Raw genomic sequence first — 26022 nt, forward strand, 5'->3', positions numbered from 1 at the left:
TTTATTTAGTGATCTGAACCCTTGGTAATATCAACTTTGAATAAATCACTGGTTTTAAACCAGCAATAAGTGACCACTGCAAGTGTCATGCATCCTCCAAGAATTGTGGCGCTAATCGTGCCTAAATATTTGGCAGCCAGACCTGACTCAAAAGCACCGAGTTCATTGCTCGACGAAACGAACATACCGTTGACCGCTGCAACGCGACCTCGCATATTTTCTGGCGGGAAAATCTGTAATACGGTTTGGCGAACGACCACGGAAATACTATCGCAGGCACCAGTCATCGCGAGTGCGAATAGAGACAGCCACATGTGGTTTGAGAAAGCAAATAAGATGGTGAAGAGACCAAAGCCAGCAACGGCCAATAACATATTCCGCCAAGCATGTTGCATCGGTGGGAATTTGGTTAGTGCAATCATGGTAATGAGAGCACCAATCGATGGCGCAGCACGTAAATAGCCAAGGCCTTCAGGACCGACTTTTAAAATTTCTTCGGCAAAAATTGGCAATAACGCAATCACACCACCAAAGAGTACAGAGACGAGATCGAGTGAAATCGCCCATAAAACGATTTTAGTTTTCCAGATAAAGCGGAAACCGTCGGTCAGGCTTTGTAGTACATTCTCCGTTTCCATTTTCGGGAAAGTACGTTTCTGCAAACGTGTAATTAAGATAAAGCAGGTGGCCAATAAAGCTGTAACCGCAAATAAGCTGGTTTCACGTCCTAGAAAAGCCAACATAAAACCACCGAGCATCGGGCCAATGATCACACCACTTTGCCAGCCAATTGTGGTCCATGTTGCACCGTTGGCATAAAGTTCACGTGGAATCAGAAAGGGTTTGAGTGAGGTTGCAGATGGATTATAAAAACCTCGAATGGTTCCTAAGGCAAAAATGACGGCATAGATGCCCCAAGAAAGGGTGCTAATTCCAATTTTTTCTAAGCCATGTAAATGAAACAGCGCCCACAGAATTAACGGTAAAGGAATCGAAAAGAATAAGCAGATTTTCATGATGGTCTGCTTATTCAGTTTATCTGCGAAATAACCGCCCCATAACGAAAGTGTGATAAATGGGATGGCTTCTGCCAAGCCAATGAAACCTAAAGTGAGGGGATCACGGGTGATTTGATAGAGTGAATAGGCAACGATAATTTCCTGAATCAAAATTGCCAGTGTTAAGCAGAATTGATTGATTGTAACGATAGAGAAATCCCGATACCGCAATGCAGCAAATGCATCATGTTGTATAGTCATATTCTTTTGAATTTAAGAGCTTGTACTTATTATAGGTGTTAATTTTGTGGATGTTTCTCGCAATTTGAGAATTGGTTATAGAAAATAACGTTTATATAAAATAGATGATTTACTATCAAAAAATGAGCATTTTACTTTTGTTTTAGCTTGCTATGCTTTAGAATACTGGCTCCCTTACCTGCAGGTCGTTTTTGCAATGGTGCAAACGTTCCGAACAGGTGTTCAAAAGAGGTTGTTATGCCTAAGATGAAAACTCGCCGTGGTGCAGCTAAACGCTTCAAAGCGACTGCAAACGGTTTTAAGCGCAAACAAGCGTTCAAGCGCCACATTTTGACCAAAAAATCTGCTAAGCGTATCCGTCAATTGCGCGGCTGTGTAATGGTTCACGTAAGTGACGTTGCATCAGTTCGTCGTATGTGCCCATACATCTAAGGAGATTATAAATGGCTCGTGTAAAACGTGGTGTAGTGGCTCATCGTCGTCACAAAAAAATTCTTGCTCGCGCTAAAGGTTACTATGGTGCTCGTTCACGCGTTTACCGCGTAGCGTTCCAAGCGGTAATCAAAGCTGGTCAATACGCTTACCGTGACCGCCGTCAGAAGAAACGTCAATTCCGTGCTTTATGGATTGCGCGTATCAATGCTGGTGCTCGTCTTAACGGTTTGTCTTACAGCCGTATGATCGATGGCTTGAAAAAAGCTCAAGTGATCATCGACCGTCGCGTATTAGCTGACATCGCTATGCATGATGCAGTTGCATTTGCTGCTTTAGCTGAAAAAGCTAAAGGCGCATTAGCTGCATAAGCTTAGAGATTCAAAGAAGGCCGCTTTTTAGCGGTCTTTTTTATTTCCGTCCTATAATTATAAGTACAGACAAGATTGTGGTAATAAGTAATAGAAACTTAGCAAATTCATATTTCTGGACCAATAAAAATAGGCCATATAATATTATTAAGAGTATTGCTAAGACGATGAGTAGTGTGGTTAGTGCTCGCCAGCCAGAAATAGTTTCAGGTTCTGGCGAAGTGGTATTTTCGATAACTGATGAATCTTGCAAACCAGATTGTTTTTTACTTAATATTATTTCTTTTTCTAACTCATTTTGAGTTTTTACCGAGATATAAGATGTTTGATAACTATTAGCAGTATGGCAAATAAGCTGGACAAATTGTTGGTCGATTGATTCCTCATAGAGATTAAATTTATTGATTTCTTCCAAATCAAAGTTTTGATATTCAGACATTTCATTACGTGGATGTTTAAAGCCTCGAAGATTAATTTTTAAAGTTTCGAATTATTGAAACAAGGTGAATGCAAGATTATTTTGTGAAGAGGGATTCTCTAGCAATGGAAAAGTACATCCTTCTTCTTCGTGGGGGTAAAGGTGTAAGTTGTTTGTGAATGAAATATCATAGGTTCCATAAAATTGATAAGGTGTAGAACGAATAAGCTCTTGGGTTTCTTTATAGAAATTTTCCCAATTCAGACAGCTATCAAATATTCTAATTTTTTTGTTTTGCTCTAAATTTAGAGGAATAAGACTAAACAACATATAGTTAGATACGTCTTGTGTGGATAGAGTTCCCCAAAACTCTCTAGGATCACCTATAGGTTGAATCTCTTTTACAACTTCTCTTTCTATTTTTATTAATGCGATATTAGTGTGTCTTAGCTTGAAGATTAATACTGGATAATTACTTATTGCAAGTAAAAAATTAGATTGAATTTTTTCAAATTCAGGAAAAAGTAGATCAAAAGGATAAAGTGAACAATCGTAGGCACCTTGGTGAAATAGATCAAATATTAAGGCATCAATTGAGTCATAAACGAGTGAGGAATCCTCTAAATTTCGAACCATAAAAATATCGTGATTACGAATGCTCCAATGATGACGAACCGCGTGATAAGAAATTAGATCCTTAAAAAATTGCTGAGCATTATGTTGCAAACCTAATATAAACTTCCAGTAATTATCGGTCATTGTTTTATGTGTGCTGTTATTGGTGAGAAGCTAAGCTTATTATCATATCTGAAATTAACGATGGATTAAAACGTGCGCAGACAATATCACTTTAGAGAGGTGGGAGAAGACACTCATATCTGGGATGTGCATCATCTGGTTGAGCTAACCAAAACTTTTATGATCAAGAAAGTTCAACTGGTTGATATTCAAGAACTCAACGAAGCCTATTGGTTTCCAGATCAGTATCCGACCACACAGCAAATTATTGAACATTTTCAATTGGTTCAAGATGCTGATCTGAGCTATCCGATTATCTTGTGCGCCGAAGGTCGAGTGATGGATGGTATGCACCGTGTGGCCAAGGCAAGTTTGCTCAAGCAGACTGATATTTTGACGGTACGATTTGAGCAAACCCCTTTACCTGATTTTATTAATATTGATGAAGATGATTTGGACTACGATGAATAAATCAAAGCTATGATTTATTTAAAGATTACATAACCTGAACATGTTTGATTAGACATTTGGACTTGAATCTTTTTACAGTAAAGGAAACAAGAGAAAGGTAAAAAATATGTTGGTGAATGTAGAAGGTCTGGAACAAGGCGCGATTGAAATAGAACTCAGTATTTTACCGAGAAAGGGTGAGACCATTCGAATTTTTTATGGACCAGATGCTGAAGTTGAGGGCTTAATTGAAAATGTCCATCATGTCATTAATCAGCATGATGGTGGACATAAGGTGATTCTAAAAATCAAACCCACTTTTTAAGTGATGAAAAATAAAAAACCTAGATTTTGAAATCTAGGTTTTTTATGACTGGTATTGTTATAGGCCAAAATAGTAAGCAACGAGACAAATAATCACGGTCAGGATAATCAATTTAATGACGCTCGATGCTCCAACTTTATGATGTTGAGTTTTATCAAGCTGATGCTGTGGAACTTCCATAGTTCGGTCAATGATTTCAGGCTCATCGGCAGTGAGTTGAGCAGTTTGATAATGGTTTGCAGTTTTCACAATCAGCTTGCCAAATAAATCATCGGTTTTTTGCGAAAAATTACGTAGATTAATTTGCTCTTCAGGGCTAATCAGTTCACCCGTGGCATTGTAAGGATGTAGCCTTTGTTGTTCTAAGTATTCCGTTAATGCCTGAGTGCGATGCAATAAGTTGTGAGCACAATCTGCTGGATAGTCTGTTGGAATTAATGCCAGCTGTTGTTCTGATAGTACTGTTGGATCAACCTCATACCCATAAAATGGAAAGTCTTGTTGTTCTGGTTCTAAAAAATACTCTGCATATTTGCTGTCGAACAGTTCACGTTCCAAGAAGGACGCAACATCATTCCAGTTCAACTTTTGTAGGTCTGCATTAATTTTCTTGCTGATTTTATCATTCAGCTCGTAACGCCAAACGGTTTCTTCTCGTAATGTACTTTGCTGGGAAGCCGGGGCTTCAAATTCTTTATCGCTGTTGTACCATTCAGGCAGTTCATGCCCACAGATCCAAGCTGTTCTTTTGTTGGCTTGGTGGCTCACAATGAAATGAGTGAAGGGCAGTAGCTCAACATTTGCATTGGGATTTTGTTCATCACTGAGTAAGCTTGATAAATGTAAGCTGAGTTTGTTAACCCCTTGTTTTTTTAGGCCTTCAAGCCAAACTTGAAAATGCTGGGCCAAGAGGTGTTGAGAAAGTAAATCCCTAAAAATCAGGCTTTTTTGATTGAAAATTGGGTGTTCTACCCAGCGGCTAAAATGAAGTCCTCCTGCAAGGAATTCATTGCCATAGGTGACAAGTGTAAGCTGTTGTTTCCAAATTTGATCAAGCGCCATCGTTATTCTTTCTCATTGACGATATGGTTATCTTATCTATTTTATTTAATTATTGATCATTTTTTTCAAAAATTTAAATCATCTATTTCATCACCCTGTGGTTTTATCTTTACATTGACACTGAAAAAGTCGCTTATTTAAACCGTGGTTTATCTTCATAAAATAGGTAAAAAGCTGATAAACTATAGCGTTTTATTATATTTCTATATTTTGTTGCTTTGAGAGTTACTATGTCACTGGAAGCCCTGACCACTGAAGCGCTTGCTGCCATTGCAGCGGCTCAAGACCTTGCTGCACTCGATCAAGTACGTGTGCAATTTACAGGGAAGAAAAGCCAGCTTGCAGAGCAGTCGAAAGCACTTGGAAAAATGGATCCTGAAGAGCGGAAAGTACAAGGTGCTGCGATCCATGCTGTTCGTGAAGCAATCAATACCGCTTTGACTGAGCGTCAACAGACATTACAACAAGCTGAACTTGCAAATAAATTAGCAAGTGAAACGATTGATATTACTTTACCTGGCCGCGGTCAGCGCATGGGAAGTATTCATCCTGTGACTCAGGTGCAAGAGCGTATCTGCCAGTTCTTTACCAAAGCTGGTTTCCAAATTGCGTATGGCCCTGAGGTTGAAGATGATTATCACAACTTTGAAGCCTTAAATATTCCAGGACATCATCCAGCCCGTGCGATGCATGATACCTTTTATTTTGATGCCACTCATTTACTTCGCACCCATACATCGGGTGTACAAATTCGGACCATGGAAACCAGCCAGCCACCAATTCGCATTGTGTGTCCAGGCCGTGTTTATCGTTGTGACTCAGATCAAACGCATTCACCAATGTTCCATCAAATCGAAGGTTTGTACGTTGCAGAAAATACCAGCTTTGCTGAGTTAAAAGGTTTATTGATTAACCTGTTAAACGAATTCTTTGAAAAAGATTTAAAAGTACGTTTCCGCCCTTCTTATTTCCCATTTACTGAGCCAAGCGCTGAAGTAGATATTATGGATGAGCGTGGTCGTTGGTTAGAAGTTTTAGGTTGTGGCATGGTGCATCCAAATGTACTGCGTGCGGCAGGGATTGATCCTGATAAATACAAAGGCTTTGCTTTTGGTTTAGGGGTAGAGCGTTTTGCAATGTTGCGTTATGGCATCAATGATTTACGTATGTTCTACCAAAATGATGTGCGTTTTTTACGCCAGTTTGCCTAAACATTTTCTCAGGATTAAATAAGGTTTATACAAATGAAAATTAGTGAAAATTGGTTACGCACCTGGGTGAACCTAGCGATTGATAGCGAAGCTCTTTCTGATCAATTGACCATGTTGGGCTTGGAAGTTGATGAATTAGCACCTGTAGCAAAACCATTTACAGGCGTTGTCGTGGGTGAAGTTCTAACTGTTGAACAGCATCCTGATGCAGATCGTTTACGTGTAACGACGATTAATATTGGTTCTGGTGAGCCATTACAAATTGTATGTGGCGCGCCAAACGTTCGTGTTGGCATGAAAGCACCCGTTGCAACCATTGGTGCAGTACTACCAGGCGATTTCAAAATTAAAAAAGGTAAACTGCGTGGTGTGGAATCACAAGGGATGCTGTGCGGTGCTTCTGAAATTGACTTAGAAGACAAAATCGATGGTTTATTGGAATTACCTGCTGATGCACCAGTGGGTGTGAATATCCGTGACTATTTAAAACTTGATGACAATGTAATTGACATCAGTATTACGCCAAACCGTGGTGACTGTTTCAGTATCCGTGGAATTGCACGTGAAATCGCAGTGATCAATCAGTTGAAGATGAATGAGCCTGAGATTCAGTCTGTGCCTGCAACAATCACAGATGAAAAAGCAGTGACGATCACTACAGAGGGTACACCACGTTATTTAGGTCGTATCATCAAAAATGTGAATGTCAAAGCTGCTACACCTGAGTGGATGGAACAAGCGCTAGCGCGTTCAGGTATTCGTACGCATAGTATTTTGGTGGATATTACCAACTATGTGTTGCTTGAACTCGGTCAACCTATGCATGCCTTTGACTTGGCAAAAATTGAAGGTTCAATTCAAGTTCGTCAAGCCAAAGTGCAAGAAAAACTGACTTTATTAAATGATCAAGAAGTTGAGCTGCAAGATGACATGATGGTCATTGCGGATGATCAGAAAGTTCTCGCTATTGCAGGTATTATGGGCGGCTTGGACTCGTCGGTTACGGATGATACTCAAGATATTTTCCTTGAAAGTGCTTTCTTTGCGCCTTTAGCCATTGCTGGTCGTGCGCGTCGTTTTGGTTTACATACTGATTCATCGCAACGTTATGAACGTGGCGTAGATTTTGAATTGCCAATGATCGCAATGCATCGTGCTTCTGAGTTGATTCAAGCCTTTGCTGGTGGTGAATTTGGTCCAGTAACCGTTGCTGAGCAAGTGGCTGTATTACCAAAACGTGAAGCGATTGAATTAAAGCAAGCGCAAGTTGACCAGTTACTTGGTTATCAAGTGGCAGGTGATTTTATTGCCGATGCTTTGACGCGTTTGGGTTGTATTGTTGAAACCAAAGCGCAAGGTGAGTGGCGTGTTATTCCGCCTTCGCACCGTTATGATATGGCAATTTATCAAGACTTAATTGAAGAAGTTGCTCGTATTGATGGTTATGACAATATTCAAATCAGTTTGCCAAAAATTGATGCAAAATTAGAGAAATATCAAGATCGTTTTGAAATTGCACAATTACGTCAAACCGTTGCAACATTGGGCTATCAAGAAGCAATCAGCTTTAGCTTTGCTGATGCAAAACTTGAGAAGCAGTTGAATCCAAATGTACAGCCCTTGATGTTGGCGAACCCAATTTCAAGTGACTTGGCTGCAATGCGTAGTACCTTGTTGTCGAGTTTGATTCCATGTGTACAGTACAATTTAAACCGCCAACAGCATCGCGTTCGTTTCTTTGAGTTGGGTCTACGTTTTGATTATCAGAATGCACAAAGTATTCATGATCTCAAACAGATTCCAACTTTGGCATTGATTGCGGTGGGCTCACGGACACCAGAGTCGTGGCATGCAAAACCACAAGCCATAGATTTCTTTGATTTCAAAGGTGAGGTTGAAGAAATTTTAGCAGCCGGACGTATCAGTGTTGAATTTGCTCGTACTGAACGTGCATGGCTACATCCAGGCCAATCTGCAGAGATTTTAGTTAATGGACAATCGATTGGTTATTTGGGACGCTTGCATCCATCTTTGCAGAATGAGCTTGATTTAGATACAACTTGGGTCGCAGAGCTGGATCAACAGGCAGTTTTGCAATCTTATGTATCTAATTTTACAGAATTATCACGTTTTCCATCGGTTAGACGTGATATTGCGCTTTTAATCTCTGATAATATTGAGGTAAGAGATATTCAGCGGTTAATTGAGCAAACTGGTGGAGAGTTACTCGACTCGACATGGTTGTTCGATGTGTATACGGGGCAAGGGGTTGAACAAGGCAAACGCTCTTTAGCTTTTGCAGTGCTATGGCAACATCCAACTCGTACGCTTGAAGATGCTGAAATTAAATCTGGTATGGATAACATTATTCAAGTGTTGGAAGACACTTACCAAGCGACATTGAGGGCCTCATGACAGCATTAACTAAAGCAGATATGGCGGACCATTTAAGTGAGCTTACTAGCTTAAATCGCCGCGAAGCAAAACAAATGGTCGAGTTATTTTTTGACGAAATCAGCCAAGCATTAATTGCGGGTGAACAAGTCAAACTTTCTGGCTTCGGTAATTTCGAGTTACGTGATAAACGTGAACGTCCAGGACGTAATCCAAAGACAGGCGAAGAAATTCCGATTTCTGCTCGTCGAGTAGTGACGTTCCGAGCGGGACAGAAATTTAGACAGCGTGTTGGGAATGAGCAGATCGATTGATCTGCTTTTTTTTATGCCCATTTTTTATTTTTACTTATAAAATTTAGGCATAAAAAAAGAGAACCGAAAGGTTCTCTTTTTTATAATCTAAAAATAGATTATTGTGCAGCAGAAGCTTCAACAGGAGCAGCTTCAGCAGCAACGTCAGAAGCAGCTTCAGCAACGTCAGAAGCAGCAGCTTCAGTAGTAGCAACAGCTTCAGAAGCAGCAGCATCAACAGCTTCTACAGCTTCAGAAGCAGCTTCTACAGCTTCAGATGCAGCAGCAGTAGCGTCAGTAGCTGGCGCTTCTTCTTTCTTAGAGCAACCAACGAAAGCTAAAGTAGTAGCAATAGCAGCAGCAACAGCGAATTTTTTGAATAACATGGCATCACTCTCATAAAATTGTGAGATTAAAAAAAACCTTAAGTTAGTCTGTTTGTGCTTTTATTATTCCTAAACGCTTTAGGTAACAACGCAGGGAGCAGCCTAACTGGTCTGTAGCTATCCTATCAAAGCAATTCATGAATTACTACTGTTCTGTCCAACAAAACGACAAAAATGGGCAGAATTTGGCTGTTTTTTGATAGAAAATAACTATGGAGAATAAATTTTAAATCGGTAAGTTGCGGAAATAAAATGACTTATTTTTTAAATATTCAAATAAATCAACAAAATAGTATTTTTGATAACTTTTTTTAAAAAATGTAAATATTGTGTAATCAAGTCAACCAAATAAAAAAAGCCACCATTAAGGTGGCTTTTTATGTGTATCTCTAAGATTTAGGTTGATGCTTTTCGCTTCATTTGATCGAAGAAATCATCATTGGTCTTGGTTTCTTTCATACGATCCAATAAGAATTCCATCGCTGCAAGCTCATCCATTGGATGTAACAGCTTACGTAAAATCCAAACCTTACGTAAGTTATCTTCATCCATCAAACGTTCTTCACGACGAGTACCTGATTTCTTGATGTTCATTGCAGGGAACACACGTTTCTCAGCGATGCGACGATCAAGGGTAATCTCTTGGTTACCAGTACCTTTAAATTCTTCGTAAATCACATCATCCATCTTACTGCCTGTTTCAATCAAAGCAGTAGAAATGATGGTCAAAGAACCGCCTTCTTCAATGTTACGTGCTGCACCAAAGAAACGTTTAGGGCGTTCTAGGGCGTGAGCGTCTACACCACCAGTCAAGACTTTGCCTGAAGATGGAATCACAGTGTTGTAAGCACGTGCAAGGCGAGTAATTGAGTCAAGTAGGATCACGACATCTTTCTTGTGTTCAACTAAACGTTTAGCTTTCTCAATCACCATCTCTGCAACTTGAACGTGGCGAGCAGGAGCTTCATCAAATGTAGATGCAATCACTTCACCGCGAACAGTACGTTCCATTTCGGTGACTTCTTCAGGACGTTCGTCAATTAAAAGTACGATTAAGAACACTTCAGGGTTATTACGCACAATCGATTGAGCAATGGTTTGCAATAACATTGTTTTACCCGCTTTTGGCGGTGCAACAATAATCGAACGCTGACCTTTACCAATTGGTGCAACAAGATCGACGACACGAGAGGTTAAATCTTCAGTGGTACCATTACCCAATTCCATCACCAATTGCTCGGTAGGGAATAATGGCGTAAGGTTTTCGAATAAAATTTTATTACGTGAATTTTCAGGTGTATCGTAGTTAATTTGGTTTACTTTCAACAAAGCAAAATAACGTTCACCTTCTTTTGGCGGACGGATTGTGCCAGTGATGGTATCACCCGTACGTAAATTAAAGCGGCGAATTTGTGATGGGCTCACATAAATGTCATCTGGCCCTGCGAGATACGAACCAGCAGCAGAGCGTAGGAAGCCAAAACCATCAGAAAGAATTTCGAGAACACCGTCACCAAAAATTTCTTCGCCGTTCATGGCGTGGCGTTTTAAGATGGCAAAAATAATATCTTGTTTACGGTTACGTGCCATGCCTTCAAGGCCCATAAACTCCGCAATTTTAATGAGTTCGCCAATGGGTTTTTTCTTGAGTTCAGTTAAGTTCATAAGTGGTCAGACAGAATGGAATAAGTGGAGGACTACGTTAGGGAAAGAATAAAAATCGACCGCATACATACATGCTGATGTAATTGTATTTACACAACCACGATTCAGTAGTCTGGTTCATTGTTTCAGAGAGAAATGTGAAAACAATTGTTTATTGCCGAGCGGCGATCTTATGTTTTGTGTCTTGGTAAGAAGCGCAATGAAGTAGATTCCATTCAAAGCTTCTTGATTCAGAAATATAGAGGAAATCAAGCAATTTGTCAATTTTTAGCGAGAAATACGCGATTCATTGAATCGCGTATTTTTCAGATTGATCATTTAACAATTGGATTAGATGTTTTGATCAATGAATGCAGCAAGTTTTGAACGAGGTGCTGCGCCTACTTGTTGAGCAACAACTTCGCCATTTTTAAACATTAATAATGCTGGGATATTACGAATGTTATATTTTACAGCAATATCTTCACATGCAGTCACGTCAACTTTCACGATTTTTACTTTACCTGCATATTCATTTGATAAGTCTTCTAGAACAGGTGCAATCGCTTTACAAGGTGCACACCAGCCAGCCCAGAAGTCAACAAGTACAGGAGTTTCAGCATCTAAAACATCTGCTTGGAAGTTTGTATCAGTTGTATTAACAATAGTCGCAGACATGAGGTTGCTCCAAATTTAAGAAATAAAGTGCGAATTTAATCATCATCATGATGAATATTACATTGCCGCTTTATTCAATGTAAGGGTTTGTTGTGATTATTCAAGTTTGAAAACGAAAAGTCTAATGGATGCTCACGATGTTGATCATCGACTTCTACAATCATTTATCAAGTAAAAGCGTAAATACAGTACTTTTATTGCTTAAAATGACTTTAAAATTGTAAGCATGTGAATTACTCTAATGCGTGAATTGAGCATGGGTTTATATGAATAATGTCTGATTTTCTGATTGATGAAGAATTACTTGCTGCGATTGATATGGGATCGAATAGTTTCCATCTGGCAATCGCTCGTGTTGATCACGGTGAAGTTAAGAAAGTTGCTTCAATGTCAGAAAAAGTACAGTTAGCTGCTGGGCTTGATGAAAATAAGAATTTAACTGAAGCTGCACAACAACGCGGATTGGCTTGTTTAGCCCGTTTTGTTGGACGTTTAAGCTCGGTACAGGCAAATCGGTTGAGAATTGTTGCGACCAATGCCTTAAGACAAGCTAAAAATGGCCATGAATTTATTCAAAAAGCAGCAGAAATTTTACCCAAGCCAATTGAAATCATTGCTGGTCGTGAAGAAGCACGTCTGATTTATTTAGGTGTTTCACATACCATGGCCAATGGCGGTCGACGCTTAGTGGTTGATATTGGTGGTGGCTCAACCGAATTCATTATTGGTGAAGAATTTGAACCACTACATACTGAATCCTTACAAATGGGTTGTGTCGCCTATAGTAAAACCTATTTCCCTGATGGTGAAATTTCAGCGAAGGCTTTTGATAAAGCTGTCGTTGCTGCGCGTAAAGAACTTTCTGCAATTGCCAATACGTATAAATCTGAAGGTTGGGATACCGTTGTCGGTTCAAGCGGAACGATCAAAGCTTGCCGTCAAATTTCAGTTAATTTAGGTCTAAGTGACGAACAAGAAAATTTGACTCGTGACGGTTTATATAAATTAAAAGATCGATTACTTAAATTTAAACATATCACTGAAATTGATTTTGAAGGTCTACGTGAAGACCGTCGAGCAGTTTTGCCAGCTGGTCTTGCGATTTTATATGCGATTTTTGAAGTTTTAGATATCGACAAATTGGCATATTCTGACGGTGCATTACGTGAAGGCGTGATGTATGACTTGTTGGGGCGTTTCAAACATGAAGATATTCGTGACCGCAGTGTGCAGGCATTAATGGGGCGCTACAACGCAGATCCAAAACAAGCCGAACGAGTGGTAAATACGGCACAAGAATTGTTTGATGGGGTTGCTGCTGCTTTAAATTTAACGACTGAAGACAGTGACTTACTGCGTCGCGCAGCATATTTGCATGAAATTGGATTGGCAATTAGCCATGGTGGTTATCACCGTCATGGGGCGTATTTACTGCAACATTCAGATATTCCGGGTTTCTCACAAATTGATCAAAATCATCTCTCGCATTTGGTTTCGCATCACCGTCGTAAGTTGCGTGCAGATGCAAAAAATGACGTTTTAAAGGTCGGCGGTAGCCATTTACTGTATCTTTGTTTATTGCTTCGTCTCGCTGTTTTGCTGAACCATAGTCGTAGTGATCAGATGCTTCCTGCCATTGAATTGAGTGTTGTAAATGATCAACAATGGCAACTCAGCGTTTCTGGCGATGCTAAACAATGGCCTTTATTGGTTGCTGACCTGCATGATGAGCAGGTGCAATTTAAGCATTGGGACATTGAGTTAAATATTCAGTCAGACAAATTTGTAGATTAACCATATTATTATGGACCATTCTTGACTTATGAAAAATAAAGCGACTCAGTCCAAGGCTTGGGCTACGGTTCAAATTGCACGACACCCTGAGCGTCCGCAATTTCTAGATTATGTCAGTGAAATTTTTACTGAATTTGATGCACTTCATGGCGACCGTTTATTTGGTGATGATGGTGCCATGATTGGCGGTTTGGCGCGTTTTGACGGACAACCTGTGATGGTGGTTGGTCAACATCGTGGTCGCAGCACACGCGAAAAGTTGCAGCATAACTTTGGCATGTGTAACCCAGAAGGGTACCGTAAATCACAACGTTTGCTTGATATGGCGGAACGTTTTAATTTACCTGTGTTTACCTTCGTCGATACGATGGGCGCATACCCAGGTGTTGGGGCAGAAGAACGTGGCCAAGCAGAAGCGATTGCAACCAGTTTGGCACAACTTTCAAGCTTAAAAGTTCCTGTGATTGCAACAATACTTGGTGAAGGTGGTTCAGGTGGTGCACTCGGGATTGGTGTGGCCGATCGTGTGATTATGCTGTCACATAGTATTTATTCCGTGATTTCACCTGAAGGTTGTGCTTCTATTCTGTGGAAGACCGCAGATAAAGCAGCACAGGCAAGTGAGGCTCTTTCTTTAACTGCAGACAAACTTCAAGCTTTAGGCATTGTTGAATATGTTGTGGATGAAGGTGAGGGCGCACATTTGCAACCTGAAAAAGTCATGCATGATTTGAAAGATGTGCTCAAACAAGCTTTAGATGAATTGCAACCGATGGATGCGCAAGAACGATGCGACGCACGTTATCAACGTTTAATGAAGTTTGGCAGCAGCAATTTAGGCATCGCGTCTTAGCACAAACACAGCATTTTTCTGAACAAACTCAATTTTTGATTGGGTGTAGCGGCGGCATGGATTCCATGCTGTTGCTGTTTCTGATGTCTGAACTTTTCCCGACTCACACACGCGCGATTTATGTAGATCATCAACTTCAAGCGATGAGTGATGAGTGGGGTATGTTGGTTCAAAAGCAATCTCAACGCCTCAATATTCCTTGTATTGTGCAAAAAGTCTCTGTGGAAACAGGCAATTTGGAACAGCAAGCGCGTCAAGCACGTTATCAGGCTTATCAACAACATTTACAATCCAATGAAATTCTAGTTTTAGCACATCATCAGCAGGATCAGGCTGAAACGCTTCTATTAAGGTTATTTTCTGGGGCTGGCGTTCAAGGTTTAGCTGCAATGCAGCAACTGGATGTTCGTCAAGACATGACCATTTGGCGACCATTTTTAGATTTAAGTCGTGAGCAAATTGAACAATGGTCACAGCAACTTGGGTTTGATTATGTGACCGATCCAACCAATCACGACACACATTATGATCGAGCATGGTGCCGAGAAGCGTTATGGGGTGTTTTACAAAAACGCTTCCCTAAAATGCAGTCCGCTATCGCACGGACCAGTTATTTAATGCAAGATGCCGCAGAAATATTGGATGATGTGTTGCTAAAAGATTGGCAACAATGTGCAACCGATCGTGAACTGGATTTGATCGAGTTGGAGCAACTTTCTGCTGCACGGCAACGTCAATTATTATCTGCTTGGATGAAGGGTTCGGATCAGTATCGGCCGAGTTACGATATGGTGCAGCGTTTGCAAAATGAAGTGATTCTTGCAAAACCAGACGCTCAGGCAACATTACATCTCAATCAACATTATTTCGTTCGCTATCAGAAGAAGTTATATCGTTTAACGCATGATGAGTTGTACGCAGAAAAACGATGTTCCCATCCGCATACGTTGTCACAGCAGTTTGAGATGGGCGAAACCATCGATATTGCGGCTGGAAAATTTAAGATCAAACCACAAACGATTGGTCTTTCCTCACAGCTTTTAGGGCGAGAGTTAAAGTTGCTCAAACGGCAGGGCGGTGAAAAAATTCATCTTTATGGTCGTATTGGACATTGGCCGCTGAAAAAAGCCATTCAAGAGCTACAGATTTTGCCTTGGTTACGTCATACAATTCAAATATTAGTCGTAGATAATGTTATGCTTGGGGTTTTTAGCCCAAAGGGTTTTTGGTTGGCGCAATCTGACTATATCGAGCAGGGTGGTTGGCAACCAAGTTTAATTTCTGACAGTGATGACTTTTTTCATCCGTCTTTATCATATGATGAGTAGGACATGGCGACAGCATTGAATAAAAATATTTGTTTTATTGGCGGTGGTAACATGGCGCAAGCCTTGATTGGTGGGCTGCTTTCTCGCGGTTTACCGACGACCCGCATTACCGTTTCTGACCCAGTAGAGCAAATTCGTCACATATTAGAAGAAAAAGGAATTCAAACCACAACTGATAATGTTGAAGCAGTTCAACATGCAGATGTGGTGGTGTTGGCGGTAAAACCACAAGTTTTAGCAACGGTATTACAACCATTAAAAGGCTTATTGTCAGATAAACTCGTGATCTCAATTATTGCGGGTGCTGAAATTCAAACAATTTCAGATTTAATTGGTGGCAGTCAACGTGTTGTGCGTGTGATGCCAAATACACCTGCATTGGTACAAACCGGTGCACATGGGATTTATGCACCAGAAGCAGTTAATGCTCAAGATCGCGAGTTAACCAGTCAAATTTTAGCGGCGACAGGTTTAACGATCTGGGTAGAGAGTGAAGCCCAAATTGATGCGGTAACCGCAGTCTCTGGTTCTGGTCCTGCATACTTCTTCTATTTGATGGAGAGTATGATTCGCGCTGGTAAAAACTTGGGCTTGGATGAGAAAGTAGCGACAGCATTGACTTTGCAGACAGCGTTAGGCGCGGCGCAAATGGCGATTACCAGCTCAAATTCTCCAGCAGAATTACGTAAAAATGTGACCTCTCCAAATGGCACAACCCAAGCAGCTTTAGAGGTGTTTGATCGTGCGCAGATTTCACAAAATATTCAAGCAGCGCTTGCAGCAGCTCAGAAGCGTAGCCAAGAGCTAGCGCAAGAGTTGAGTGACAAGACTAAATCGGTTTAAGTAGGATAAGACAATTATGGGTGCAAGTTCTGCGCTAATTTTTGGTGTTTTGATCAATGTTGCAATTTTATTGGTCTTTTTCCGTTTTTTAATGCAATTGGCGGCAGTCAGTCCATACAATCCCGTGGTCCTTTCAACCGTGAAAGCCACCAAGATTGTGGATGTATTTAGTCGCATTTTCCCGACTGTGGGCAAGGGCCGTGTCAATTTGGCGGCAGTTGCTTTGTTGGTGGTGCTGTATTTACTGAAAATGTTCGGTCTGATGTATTTGTCTGGACAGATGCCGCATAGTGCTGTGTATCTGGTGATCACGACATTTGTGACCATGATTCAAGACTTGATTCGTTTCTGTCGTTATTTAATTTTTGCAACGATCATTTTAAGTTGGGTGGTGATGTTTACACAGTCTCGCTCACCTTATATCGAAGTGATTCAGGAACTTGCTGAGCCTTTACTTGCACCTTTCCGTCGGTTATTACCGAACATGGGGATGATCGATCTCTCTCCAATTTTGGCGTTTTTAACTCTATATGTGGCTGAAATCTTAATGAATGAAGCCGCTAAGGTATTATTAACTGGCCTTTAAGCAAGTTTGATTTAATAAAAAATGGGCGTGATGCCCATTTTTTATTTCTTGATTAAACGTTGTCGTATAACCCGATTTAACGGATTGGAGAAATAGCGTGCAATGAAAGCACCTACTCCAAGCGCAAGCACGAAATAGATCAATAATAAGACCAGTTTAATATTGCCCTCGGTGATTGCTGGTGTATAAAACAGCTTGAAAAAACCTAAAATAATGAGATGAAATAAATAAATTTCATAACTGTTCTTACCGATGTTTTGCAGCAATTGAAAGCGTTGCTGCTGTATACCTACCTGTTCATTTACTACATTTGCAACAATCACGATTGCTGTCGCAAGTGCAAATAGACTGACGCCCCAAATACAGTTTTCTTTGATCGGTGCAGAAAAATAAATGATAAACATGGTCACAATCGCCATGTATTTCAGACCTAACCAGGTTTGGGTTTGCAGCTTAAGTTGAGGAGCAATGAGTGCTGCGATACAGCCAAAAGCAATGCCATCAAAACTAGAAAAGTAATGGTATAAGTACGCGCCACTTTCCTCACCATAATGTAAATATCTAAAATAAGGTGCAAATATAATCAGCGCGAAACAGACAAATAGAAAGTAGGGTTTTTTCTTAAAGAGCAGTGCTGTCAGTGGAAAAAGTAGGTAGAAAACCTCTTCTACAGATAAAGACCATAACACTCCAAGCGCATAGTTGACCCAGCCATTCTCTATAATCAGGATGTTCATCCAAAAGGTCAGTGCGGCTAGATTGACGGTTGATTGAGCCACGACAATGCCATTAGGGGCTTGCGTCATAAAGGGTTTTAGCTCAAAAGCAGCTAAAAAATTAACCAGACAGATCAGCAAGATCAAGGTGGGCATGATGCGAGCAAATCGTGAAATGTAAAAGTCCCGAGTATTAATCTGGTGTAATGTACCCCAGCGTTTGATGGTGTGTGAGGTGATGAGATAACCTGAGATCACAAAGAACATTGTGACACCATAGTTACCATTTCGAGCTAAAAGCGTGGTGATGTTTTCACCAAAAACCTGAAAATTGATCGAGGTGTCAAACAGCTTATAAGGAATATTGAAGTGATGTAGTAAAACCAAAAAGATTGAAATACAGCGTAATGAATCAATAGAGTGATAGCGGTTAAATTGAACTTGATTAAAGGACATGTTGCATTCCTTACTCCTATACGAATTAATTTTTATAAGATATTCTTTATTTTCAGTTTTCTTGTAGCGCAGGGGACTTTATCCCCTGTCTGCAAGAAACATTTTGTTTTTGTGGTGTGCGGATGAGTTAGTGTGCTGCATCCCAGTTTGGACCTTGTCCAACTTCAACCACAAACGGTACTGAAATTTCTAATACCGATTGCATCACTTCAGCAATTTGTTTTGAAAGTTTATCTGCAATCGCAGCATCCGCTTCAAACACAAGTTCATCGTGCACTTGTAATAACAGCTTGGCCTGAGCTTTAGGCAGAACTTTATCCACTGCGATCATGGCAAGTTTAATAATATCTGCGGCACTGCCTTGTAAAGGCGCATTGATTGCCGCACGTTCAGCCGCTTGTTTGATCATTTTATTGGTTGCCATAATGTCGGGTGTGTATAAACGACGACCTAAAATAGTTTCAACAAAGCCTTGTTCACGTGCAATCTGACGAGTACGTTCCATATAATCCAATACACCCGGATAACGCTGGAAGTAACGTGCGATATAGCTTCGCGATTCTTCACGCGTAAAGCCGAGCTGACGGGTTAAGCCAAATTCAGACATCCCATACAGCAGACCAAAGTTAACTGCTTTGGCTTGGCGACGTTGGTCATTGGTCACATCTTCAATATCGATACCCAGTACCTCAGAAGCGGTACGGCGATGCACGTCCTGACCTTGCTGGAAGGCATGCACTAACGCATCATCTTGAGAGAAATGTGCCATTAAACGCAATTCGATCTGCGAGTAATCGGCTGCCAATAATACGCGACCTTCAGGTGCGATAAAGGCTTTACGAATTTGACGCCCAATTGGGGTACGGATTGGAATGTTCTGAAGGTTTGGATCGGTTGAAGACAAACGACCTGTTGCAGTTAAGGCTTGATGATAGCTGGTATGCACACGATGCGTTGTATCATGCGATTGTTCAATCAGGCGATCAGTATAAGTATTTTTGAGTTTTGCCAAGCCACGATGTTCCAAAATGACTTCAGCCAATGGATGTTCGATTTTTTCTAAAATACTTTCGCTGGTACTGTATTGACCTGTTGCTGTTTTCTTACCGCCTTTGAGTCCTAGTTTTTCAAACAGGACTTCGCCGACCTGTTTTGGTGAGGCAACATTAAAGGCTTCGCCTGCTAGTTCTGCTGCTTGAGCTTCCAGCGTTTGGATCGTTTCTGAAAATTCAACACTGAGCTGATCGAGGAATTGATGGTCGAGCTTAATGCCATCTTCTTCCATTCCTGTGAGGACACGGGCAACCGGCATTTCAATGTTATGCAGAATATTGACCAGTTCAGGAGAGCTTTTTAATTTCGCAGCGAGTACTTCATACAAGCGATAAGTGACGTGTGCATCTTCAGCGGCATAATGTGCTGCAACTTCAAGCTCAATCTGATTGAAGGTTTTTTGCTTGGCACCTTTACCTGCGATCTGTTCAAAGGTCGTAGTTAAATGACTGAGATAGAGACGAGCGACATCATCCATACCATGTCGTGTTGCTGCGGCATTCAATACATATGACGCGAGCATGGTATCGAAATACCAGCCTTGAATGGTGATACCGTGATTGGCAAAGATATGAGCATCGTATTTGAGATGATGACCAATTTTCTTCACTTGCTCATTTTCAAGAATCGGTTTGATTTGAGCGAGCAATTGTTCACGATTCAGTTGTTCTGGTGCACCTTCATAATCATGTGCAACAGGGACGTAATAGGCGTCCTTGGCATCAAATGCGACCGAGAAACCAACCAATTCAGCTACACGATAATCTAAGTTGGTGGTTTCTGTATCAATCGCAAAATGATCGGCTTGCTGCATACGTTGCAATAAAGCATCCCAATCTTGTTGGCTCAGCACAGTATGATAGGTGGCTGTGCCCAATTGATCATCTTGACTGGTTAGACTGGCATGATCTTCAATAACCACTTGCTCAGGTTTTTGCTCAGCTTTGGCAATACTTTGAGAGGTTTGTTGATAAGCCGAACTGTTCGGATTATTTGGATGATCCAGCGACTGTAACTGATTACGGAATTCGAGCTCAGTATAGAGACTACGTAACTGATCTACATTTGGATTGGACAGTTTCAGGTCATGCCAATCTAAGGCGAGATCAAGGTCACAGACAATACTGGCAAGTTGATGGTCAACTTTGATGTTGTCTACATTATCTTTAATATTCTGGCTGAGTTTACCTTTGAGCTGATCGGCATTGGCAATAATATTATTCAATGTGCCGTATTCATTTAACAACTTCGCCGCAGTTTTCGCGCCAACCCCTGGAACACCCATAATACCGTCAGAAGCATCGCCCATCAGCGTGAGGTAATCAATGATTTGATTTGGATGGACACCAAACTTTTCAAAAACACCTGCTTCATCTAAAACACGTTCTTTAAAACTGTCTTCGAGTTTGACATGTTCATTGACCAACTGCGCCATGTCTTTGTCACCCGTCGAGATGAGGACATGATGACCTTCTGCCAAGGCACGTTTGGTTAACGTCCCAATAATGTCATCCGCTTCCGCACCGGCGAGAAAATATAAAGGAATACCTTGGGCTTTAATCAACGCATGTAGATAAGGAATCTGTTGCGATAATTCCTCAGGCATACTTGGGCGATCACCTTTATAAATCGGCGATAACTTGTGACGAAAGGTGGGTTCAGGTGTATCAAAAATCACAGCCATGTGAGTCGGCTGAGTGCGACGCATCAGTTTTTGGATTGCCGAAATTGCACCACGTATTGCATTGGTATGTAAGCCAGTAGACGTGGTTAATGGTGGTAAAGCGTGAAAAGCACGAAATAAGAAATAAGACCCGTCAACCAAGACAAAAGGTGGCATTGCGCAAATCCTAATTATAAATTAGCTGCTATTTTACGTGAAAAAGCCGTGGCTGTCTTATCTGAACGTGGAAGAGTACGGCTAGTTGTGTCGTTGAAAATTTGCAGTATTTTGTATGTAACATTACCTGCTGAACTAGTGATCAAGTAATATGACTGCAATGAAGCTGTCAGAACTGATATAAGTCTATGTATAAAAACGACAAACAGGGAATTGTCATTGTTCTAATCGCGCTGACGATACTGCTCGCTTGTGCAGTTGCCTTCAAATGGCAAGGGACCATTGTTGCCGCTACAATTGGTTTGACCGTTGTTATTGTGCACATCCTGTCTGAAATTCATCAGCGTTTACTTCAACTAGAACAAGCAGCACCAAGCTATTTTGCATTGGGGGCTGTTATTGGCGTACAAAAAACTGTGATATATGGCGCGGCACTCGTTGCGCTATTTGCCTATGCCAATACATGGATGTGGCTCGCAGGTGGTGCTTTATTGGTATTACTTTTATGTTTGATTCATACCATCAGTGCCTTTCAGACCCGATTGTTGCATTTAGAGCAATATGCAACTCAATCACTACGCTCAGATGTTTCAATTCAAGCTCAACAACAGGCTCCAAGCACTGAAGAATCTGTTGAATTAGTTGAAACGACAGCTTCAAACGCTTCTCGCTTAGAACAACAACCTGCATGGATGCAGGCTAAACCTGAATCTTCACAACATTCAATTGATCCTGCCCTTGTACAGTTACCCAATTCAACTCAAATGCAAGCACCTGCTTGGTGGCAGCCTGCACTGGACTGGATGATGCACGGTAATCCGATTCTGCGTGTCGCGGTCGCTATATTAATGGTTGGTGTGATTTTATTATTACGTTTTGCTAGTGAGCATTGGCAACTCAGCCTAGGCGTGAAACTGGGTTTTATTGCGATTGCAGGTGTGGTCACCACAATTGCGGGATATTTACTACAAAAGAAAAATCAATTATTTGCAGTCGCTCTACAGGGTGTAGGGCTGGCGGTGATCTTCTTAACCTTGATTTTTTCACATCATTTTGCAGTGATTGCCAGCTTAAGCACTGCCAGTATGCTGTTTGTCTTTTTATTATTGGCAACGGTCTATCTGAGCTTAAAGCAACAGGCCTTGTATTTGGCTATGTTGGCATTGACCATGGCCTATCTAGCTCCACTGGTGATTCCTCAAAATCATCCTGATGTGATTTTCTTGTTTGGCTATTACTTTGTGATTAACTTGGCCGTGGCAGCGTTGAACTTTATTCAACCATGGAAAATTCTGCATCAAATTGCGTTTTTTGCCACCATGTTTATTGGTGGTTCAACCATTGGGATTTATGCAAAAACCTCACAGTTTGATACCTTGGATATGATCCTGTGGTTGCATATGGCTTTATTTATCTGGCTGAGTATTCGTTATAGTCAGTTGATGCTGCGTGCTCAGAATGAGCAGCAACAAACGAATCAAAAAACTCGTTTACAACCTATTTTAGATGTCGGGCTGATCTTTAGTGTGCCTGTCTTGGGCTTTTCCTTACATGCTTATTTAATGCATAACTCGACGACAGCACTCACTTGGGGCGCAGTTGCACTTGCTGCGACTTATATTGCTTTAAATCTTTGGATTAAACGTCAGCATCCACAACTCTCAATTTTAGCCAAAAGTTTCTTTATTCTTGCCGTAGTATTTGTTGCATTGATTTTCCCGTTGGCCAAAGGTGCACATTGGACTTCAACGGGTTGGGTGATTCAGGGAACTGCGCTGATTGTTTGGGGTGTGACTGAGCGTTATCGTTTAAGCCGTTATATTGGCGTAGCCTTGGTCTTACTCAGTTCGGTGGCATTACTTTTCCAAGTTTGGTCAAACGATCATTTCCCGATTCTTAGTACCCTGATTTATGCCTTGGCCCAATTTATTTCTGCCTTCTATTTATTGCATTATCAAGCCGTTGAGAAATATTTCAGTGCGCGGATGTTAAGCGGCGTGTTTTTAGCACTTGGGTTATATTCAGGAGCGATTGCAGGTGTTGAATTCATGCAATGGCAGCAACATGGGTTAAGTCCTTATCTGGCGATTGCGGCAATACTACTGGCATTGTTTAGTCTGGCAGTGCATGTGAAATCACGATTGCAGTGGGGCAATGTACAACTGATCTTATTGGGTGGTTTGTTAGCTTTACTCTATGGCGAAAGTTTTGCGCAAAATGTCTATGCGGTTTGGCATTGGTCAAGCAGTTTAAATCAAGTGACATTTGCAGTGGCATCCATTGTGATTACGCTGATACTGAGCAGCTTGAGTGCTGCTAACACATCTAAAGCTGCTGTTATGCCGTGGTCTGCTTTGCTTTGGCTCGGTCTCGCCAGTATAGGATTGGCTATTTTCCCAATCATGCCAATTGTAGCACTTGCGATTATTCCCGCGATTTATAGTATTTGGCGATTTATATCGAATTAAACCGAATTGCTGCATCAGTTACCCATCTGGTGTTTAACGCTATTTTGGTTGCTATTGGTCAGTCTGGATCCATATTCTGCGCAGCAATATTATTTTCTACCGCTGCTTAATCTGACCGATCTTCTGTCTTTAGTGATGTTCTTTGGTCTGATCTGGATGATTTATCATCATGACTTTAGTGCTGAGCGTTCAATGGAATGGGGCTTTAAAGTGATTACCATTTTGATTGGCCTATTGGTGCTGAGTAGCGTGGTGGTCCGTGCTATGCATCATTATTTGGGTACACCATTATGGAGCAGCGCAATTTGGTCGAATGGTGATGTACAACTCAGTTTGACGTTATTGTGGGTTGTTTTAGCCTTCGTTCTGATGACATTTTCCAGCCGTCGCCACATCCGACAAATCTGGTTTGTCGGTGCAGCGTTGTTAGGCATTGTGGTGGCGAAACTGTTGTTATTGGATTTATCGCAAAGCGGCACGTTAACCCGTGTGATTTCTTTTATTGGCTCGGGAGCGGTAATGCTGGTGATTGCTTATCTCGCACCGTTGCCACCTGCGTTAGGTGAAACCAAGAAAGAAAGTTAATTATCTTTCTTTCTCGTCTCTTTTCAGTTCTTTTTGATTGGCGTATTGATCGATTTCATCATTTTCTAATGGTAGAGGTCGATCAATCAGACCCATCTTCGGTACAGGAATTTCGATCTCATTTTCTAGGAAGCCGTTACGAATCCGTTCCTGCATTTCATCGCGGACTTTGAGCGAGTTTTCCTGACGGCACCACACTGCAAATAACAGCTCAATGGAAGACTCTCTAAACGCTGTAACAGTAACTGTCGCTTTGGGGTCATCCATGACCAATGGATACTTGGCAGCAACATCCAATAAGACCTGTCGGACTTTATGAATGTCTTCATGGAAGTTAATCGCCAGTGTAATTGGAATACGCCGTATCGGATACTTAGACAGATTCATTACGGGTGTTCGGATCAACTGCTCATTCGGTAAGCGAATATAGACATTGTCCAGTGTCAGAAGCTTAACAGAGAGTAGATCAATCGAAATCACTTCACCTTCAATGGTTTGACCGCGAATCAAGGTGATCTGAATGGTATCACCAACTTCAAAAGAGCCTTCACCAATCAAAAATAAACCACTGATCAAGTTGCTGGCAGAAGTTTGAGAGGCGAAACCCAGCGCGACAGTTAATATCCCTGCTGCACCCAAAAATACACTGAGTTTAAAACCTGCCTCTCTTAAGCTGGTCATAATGAACAACAGGAAGATGAAGTAAAAAATACCCCGACGCCATAGCAGACGTTGATGGGCATTAAAGCGACTACCAATGGTACGGATAAAGGTGTTTGAGACTAGACGTGCAATCACGAAGCCGATAAAACACAAAATAACGGCAACTACGATTTCGCTAAGCCGCTCAAAGTTAATATTGGTAAAAAAACTGGTGAGACTGCCAGCCACATCTTTTGGAATATTTGAATTAGGCATCGCAACCCCTTAAAAAAATGAATCAAACATATTGAATAAAGTACTGCCTGGTGCGCGAGGGGGATGCACATAGGTGACTTCACCCGCTTGGGTTGGGGTTTTATTTTCAATACGAATACGTGCTGGATGATCAGTACCTTCGTAATAGACCTTAATTTGCGAGGTCCATAAGCGTCCTGTACTTTCACTATAAAATAATGGCAGGGCAGGTACAGGCACATTCATACGATCAAAGCGCAATTGATGATGACTGGTGTTGTGAAACTCAATCGGTGTGACCGCACGGAAAGCACGTGGTTTAAGTAGATTCAAATCGATACGACCATCCACAGAGGTGGCGTAGCAGATCTCACCATTTTGTGGGTCTTTACCAAACCAGGTGTCTTTGGGTTGAATCACAGGAATATCAAAAAGCGGTTCAGAAAGGCCATCCACCAGACCCGCAATCCACAAGGGGGTACTGATATATAAAGTGCCGCGCTGACCTGCTGGAATATAGATGGGGTCAACAGGTCGAATCACCACAGAACGATCCGCCAGACGAGGCATCAAATGAAAGGTGCCATTGGTCTTGTGAAACATATAGCGTTCAATTTTTGCTGGAGGTGGCATGGCAAATTCGATATCGTTCAATATCCGCCACTGCTGCTCGTAGTCATACTGAAACTGAGGACGATGATATTCCAAACGCCATTCTTTGATGCCGCGAGTAAGACGAAATAGCAATGAACCGAATTGCCAAGCTTTGGCCTGTTGAATTTCGAATTGTTGTTCGCCCCACCATTTCAAAGTGTCGGAATGGGGAGCTTGATATTGATTATTTTGAGACAAGATGCAAAATTCCTGTGTGAGTATGCTAAACAGACTTCACGCTGTAATCTGCTTAGAGTACACTCAATACTTTCTCTTATCATTATTTGT

At 41.3% G+C, this 26022-nt stretch carries 22 protein-coding genes and 2 pseudogenes; 13 read left to right on the forward strand and 11 right to left on the reverse strand.

Features of this window, described 5'->3' with window-relative positions:
• Window positions 1-5: 5 nt before the first annotated feature.
• Window positions 6-1259 carry an MFS transporter gene (locus tag MMO42_RS16720; RefSeq protein WP_241321400.1) on the reverse strand — a complete coding sequence of 418 codons (1254 nt, stop codon included), beginning with the start codon at window positions 1257-1259 and terminating at the stop codon, window positions 6-8.
• A gap of 237 nt (window positions 1260-1496) precedes the next feature.
• On the opposite strand from MMO42_RS16720, the gene rpmI reads away from it, so the two are divergent.
• Both rpmI and rplT read left to right on the forward strand, forming a co-directional pair.
• Window positions 1497-1691 carry a 50S ribosomal protein L35 gene (gene rpmI, locus MMO42_RS16725; RefSeq protein ID WP_004278281.1) on the forward strand — a complete coding sequence of 65 codons (195 nt, stop codon included), beginning with the start codon at window positions 1497-1499 and terminating at the stop codon, window positions 1689-1691.
• A gap of 11 nt (window positions 1692-1702) precedes the next feature.
• Window positions 1703-2062 (forward strand): 50S ribosomal protein L20, encoded by a 360-nt coding sequence (rplT, locus tag MMO42_RS16730; RefSeq protein WP_004664213.1) that lies wholly within the window; start codon window positions 1703-1705, stop codon window positions 2060-2062.
• A 40-nt stretch (window positions 2063-2102) separates the two neighbouring features.
• On the opposite strand, the gene MMO42_RS16735 is transcribed toward rplT, so the two are convergent.
• Window positions 2103-2501: a hypothetical protein gene (locus MMO42_RS16735; protein ID WP_241321401.1), complete on the reverse strand. Its 399-nt coding sequence runs from the start codon at window positions 2499-2501 to the stop codon at window positions 2103-2105.
• 51 nt (window positions 2502-2552) lie between these two features.
• Window positions 2553-3239, reverse strand: coding sequence for a hypothetical protein (locus MMO42_RS16740; protein WP_241321402.1), 687 nt, complete (start codon window positions 3237-3239; stop codon window positions 2553-2555).
• Window positions 3240-3311: 72 nt separating this feature from the next.
• Here MMO42_RS16740 and MMO42_RS16745 point away from each other — a divergent pair.
• Window positions 3312-3689, forward strand: a pseudogene (locus tag MMO42_RS16745) (hypothetical protein); the annotation flags it as partial.
• 106 nt (window positions 3690-3795) lie between these two features.
• The gene (locus MMO42_RS16750; protein ID WP_241321404.1) at window positions 3796-3993 is read left to right on the forward strand and encodes a hypothetical protein; all 198 of its coding nucleotides are present in this window, start codon (window positions 3796-3798) and stop codon (window positions 3991-3993) included.
• A gap of 57 nt (window positions 3994-4050) precedes the next feature.
• Here the strand turns inward: MMO42_RS16750 and MMO42_RS16755 are convergent, their stop codons facing one another.
• Window positions 4051-5055 (reverse strand): hypothetical protein, encoded by a 1005-nt coding sequence (locus MMO42_RS16755; protein ID WP_241321405.1) that lies wholly within the window; start codon window positions 5053-5055, stop codon window positions 4051-4053.
• A gap of 230 nt (window positions 5056-5285) precedes the next feature.
• Here MMO42_RS16755 and pheS point away from each other — a divergent pair, with 230 nt between their 5' ends.
• The 3 genes from pheS to MMO42_RS16770 are packed head-to-tail and all read left to right on the forward strand — an operon-like array spanning window position 5286 to window position 8974.
• On the forward strand, window positions 5286-6266 hold the full coding sequence (gene pheS, locus MMO42_RS16760; RefSeq protein ID WP_241321406.1) for a phenylalanine--tRNA ligase subunit alpha: 981 nt from the start codon (window positions 5286-5288) through the stop codon (window positions 6264-6266).
• 33 nt (window positions 6267-6299) lie between these two features.
• On the forward strand, window positions 6300-8681 hold the full coding sequence (gene pheT, locus MMO42_RS16765; RefSeq protein WP_241321407.1) for a phenylalanine--tRNA ligase subunit beta: 2382 nt from the start codon (window positions 6300-6302) through the stop codon (window positions 8679-8681).
• Window positions 8678-8974 (forward strand): integration host factor subunit alpha, encoded by a 297-nt coding sequence (locus tag MMO42_RS16770; protein WP_000126166.1) that lies wholly within the window; start codon window positions 8678-8680, stop codon window positions 8972-8974. The genes pheT and MMO42_RS16770 overlap by 4 nt, the downstream gene beginning before the upstream one ends.
• Before the next feature lie 98 nt (window positions 8975-9072).
• Here MMO42_RS16770 and MMO42_RS16775 read toward each other — a convergent pair whose 3' ends face one another.
• From MMO42_RS16775 to trxA, 3 genes are all read right to left on the reverse strand, one after another.
• Window positions 9073-9339 (reverse strand): hypothetical protein, encoded by a 267-nt coding sequence (locus MMO42_RS16775; RefSeq protein WP_241321408.1) that lies wholly within the window; start codon window positions 9337-9339, stop codon window positions 9073-9075.
• 396 nt (window positions 9340-9735) lie between these two features.
• Complete coding sequence (rho, locus tag MMO42_RS16780; protein WP_005146524.1) at window positions 9736-11004, reverse strand: transcription termination factor Rho; 1269 nt, start codon at window positions 11002-11004, stop codon at window positions 9736-9738.
• Between the two features lie 330 nt (window positions 11005-11334).
• Entirely contained in the window at window positions 11335-11661 is a 327-nt protein-coding gene (trxA, locus tag MMO42_RS16785) for a thioredoxin (protein WP_005146523.1), read from the reverse strand.
• Between the two features lie 273 nt (window positions 11662-11934).
• Here trxA and ppx point away from each other — a divergent pair, with 273 nt between their 5' ends.
• Genes ppx through MMO42_RS16810 form a run of 5 tightly spaced genes read left to right on the forward strand, consistent with a single transcriptional unit; the run spans window position 11935 to window position 17065 of the window.
• Window positions 11935-13455 (forward strand): exopolyphosphatase, encoded by a 1521-nt coding sequence (gene ppx / locus MMO42_RS16790; protein ID WP_241321409.1) that lies wholly within the window; start codon window positions 11935-11937, stop codon window positions 13453-13455.
• A gap of 28 nt (window positions 13456-13483) precedes the next feature.
• On the forward strand, window positions 13484-14308 hold the full coding sequence (locus MMO42_RS16795) for an acetyl-CoA carboxylase carboxyltransferase subunit alpha (protein WP_005291856.1): 825 nt from the start codon (window positions 13484-13486) through the stop codon (window positions 14306-14308).
• On the forward strand, window positions 14245-15636 hold the full coding sequence (gene tilS, locus MMO42_RS16800) for a tRNA lysidine(34) synthetase TilS (protein ID WP_277603371.1): 1392 nt from the start codon (window positions 14245-14247) through the stop codon (window positions 15634-15636). Before MMO42_RS16795 ends, tilS begins: the two co-directional genes overlap by 64 nt.
• 3 nt (window positions 15637-15639) lie before the next feature.
• Complete coding sequence (proC, locus tag MMO42_RS16805) at window positions 15640-16479, forward strand: pyrroline-5-carboxylate reductase (RefSeq protein WP_241321410.1); 840 nt, start codon at window positions 15640-15642, stop codon at window positions 16477-16479.
• A gap of 16 nt (window positions 16480-16495) precedes the next feature.
• Window positions 16496-17065: a YggT family protein gene (locus MMO42_RS16810; protein ID WP_005291862.1), complete on the forward strand. Its 570-nt coding sequence runs from the start codon at window positions 16496-16498 to the stop codon at window positions 17063-17065.
• A 41-nt stretch (window positions 17066-17106) separates the two neighbouring features.
• On the opposite strand, the gene MMO42_RS16815 is transcribed toward MMO42_RS16810, so the two are convergent.
• Together MMO42_RS16815 and polA are read right to left on the reverse strand one after the other, a co-directional pair.
• Entirely contained in the window at window positions 17107-18237 is a 1131-nt protein-coding gene (locus MMO42_RS16815; protein ID WP_241321411.1) for an acyltransferase, read from the reverse strand.
• 127 nt (window positions 18238-18364) lie between these two features.
• The gene (gene polA, locus MMO42_RS16820) at window positions 18365-21130 is read right to left on the reverse strand and encodes a DNA polymerase I (protein WP_241321412.1); all 2766 of its coding nucleotides are present in this window, start codon (window positions 21128-21130) and stop codon (window positions 18365-18367) included.
• Window positions 21131-21318: 188 nt separating this feature from the next.
• Between polA and MMO42_RS16825 the strand changes: the two are divergent.
• Window positions 21319-24183 (forward strand): annotated as a pseudogene (locus MMO42_RS16825) (DUF2339 domain-containing protein).
• Here the strand turns inward: MMO42_RS16825 and MMO42_RS16830 are convergent.
• Together MMO42_RS16830 and MMO42_RS16835 are read right to left on the reverse strand one after the other, a co-directional pair.
• On the reverse strand, window positions 24184-25101 hold the full coding sequence (locus tag MMO42_RS16830) for a mechanosensitive ion channel family protein (RefSeq protein ID WP_241321413.1): 918 nt from the start codon (window positions 25099-25101) through the stop codon (window positions 24184-24186).
• 9 nt (window positions 25102-25110) lie between these two features.
• Entirely contained in the window at window positions 25111-25932 is an 822-nt protein-coding gene (locus tag MMO42_RS16835) for a hypothetical protein (RefSeq protein ID WP_241321414.1), read from the reverse strand.
• Window positions 25933-26022: the final 90 nt, after the last annotated feature.

The sequence above is a fragment of the Acinetobacter sp. ANC 3882 genome (assembly GCF_022549545.1).
Lineage (GTDB): Bacteria > Pseudomonadota > Gammaproteobacteria > Pseudomonadales > Moraxellaceae > Acinetobacter.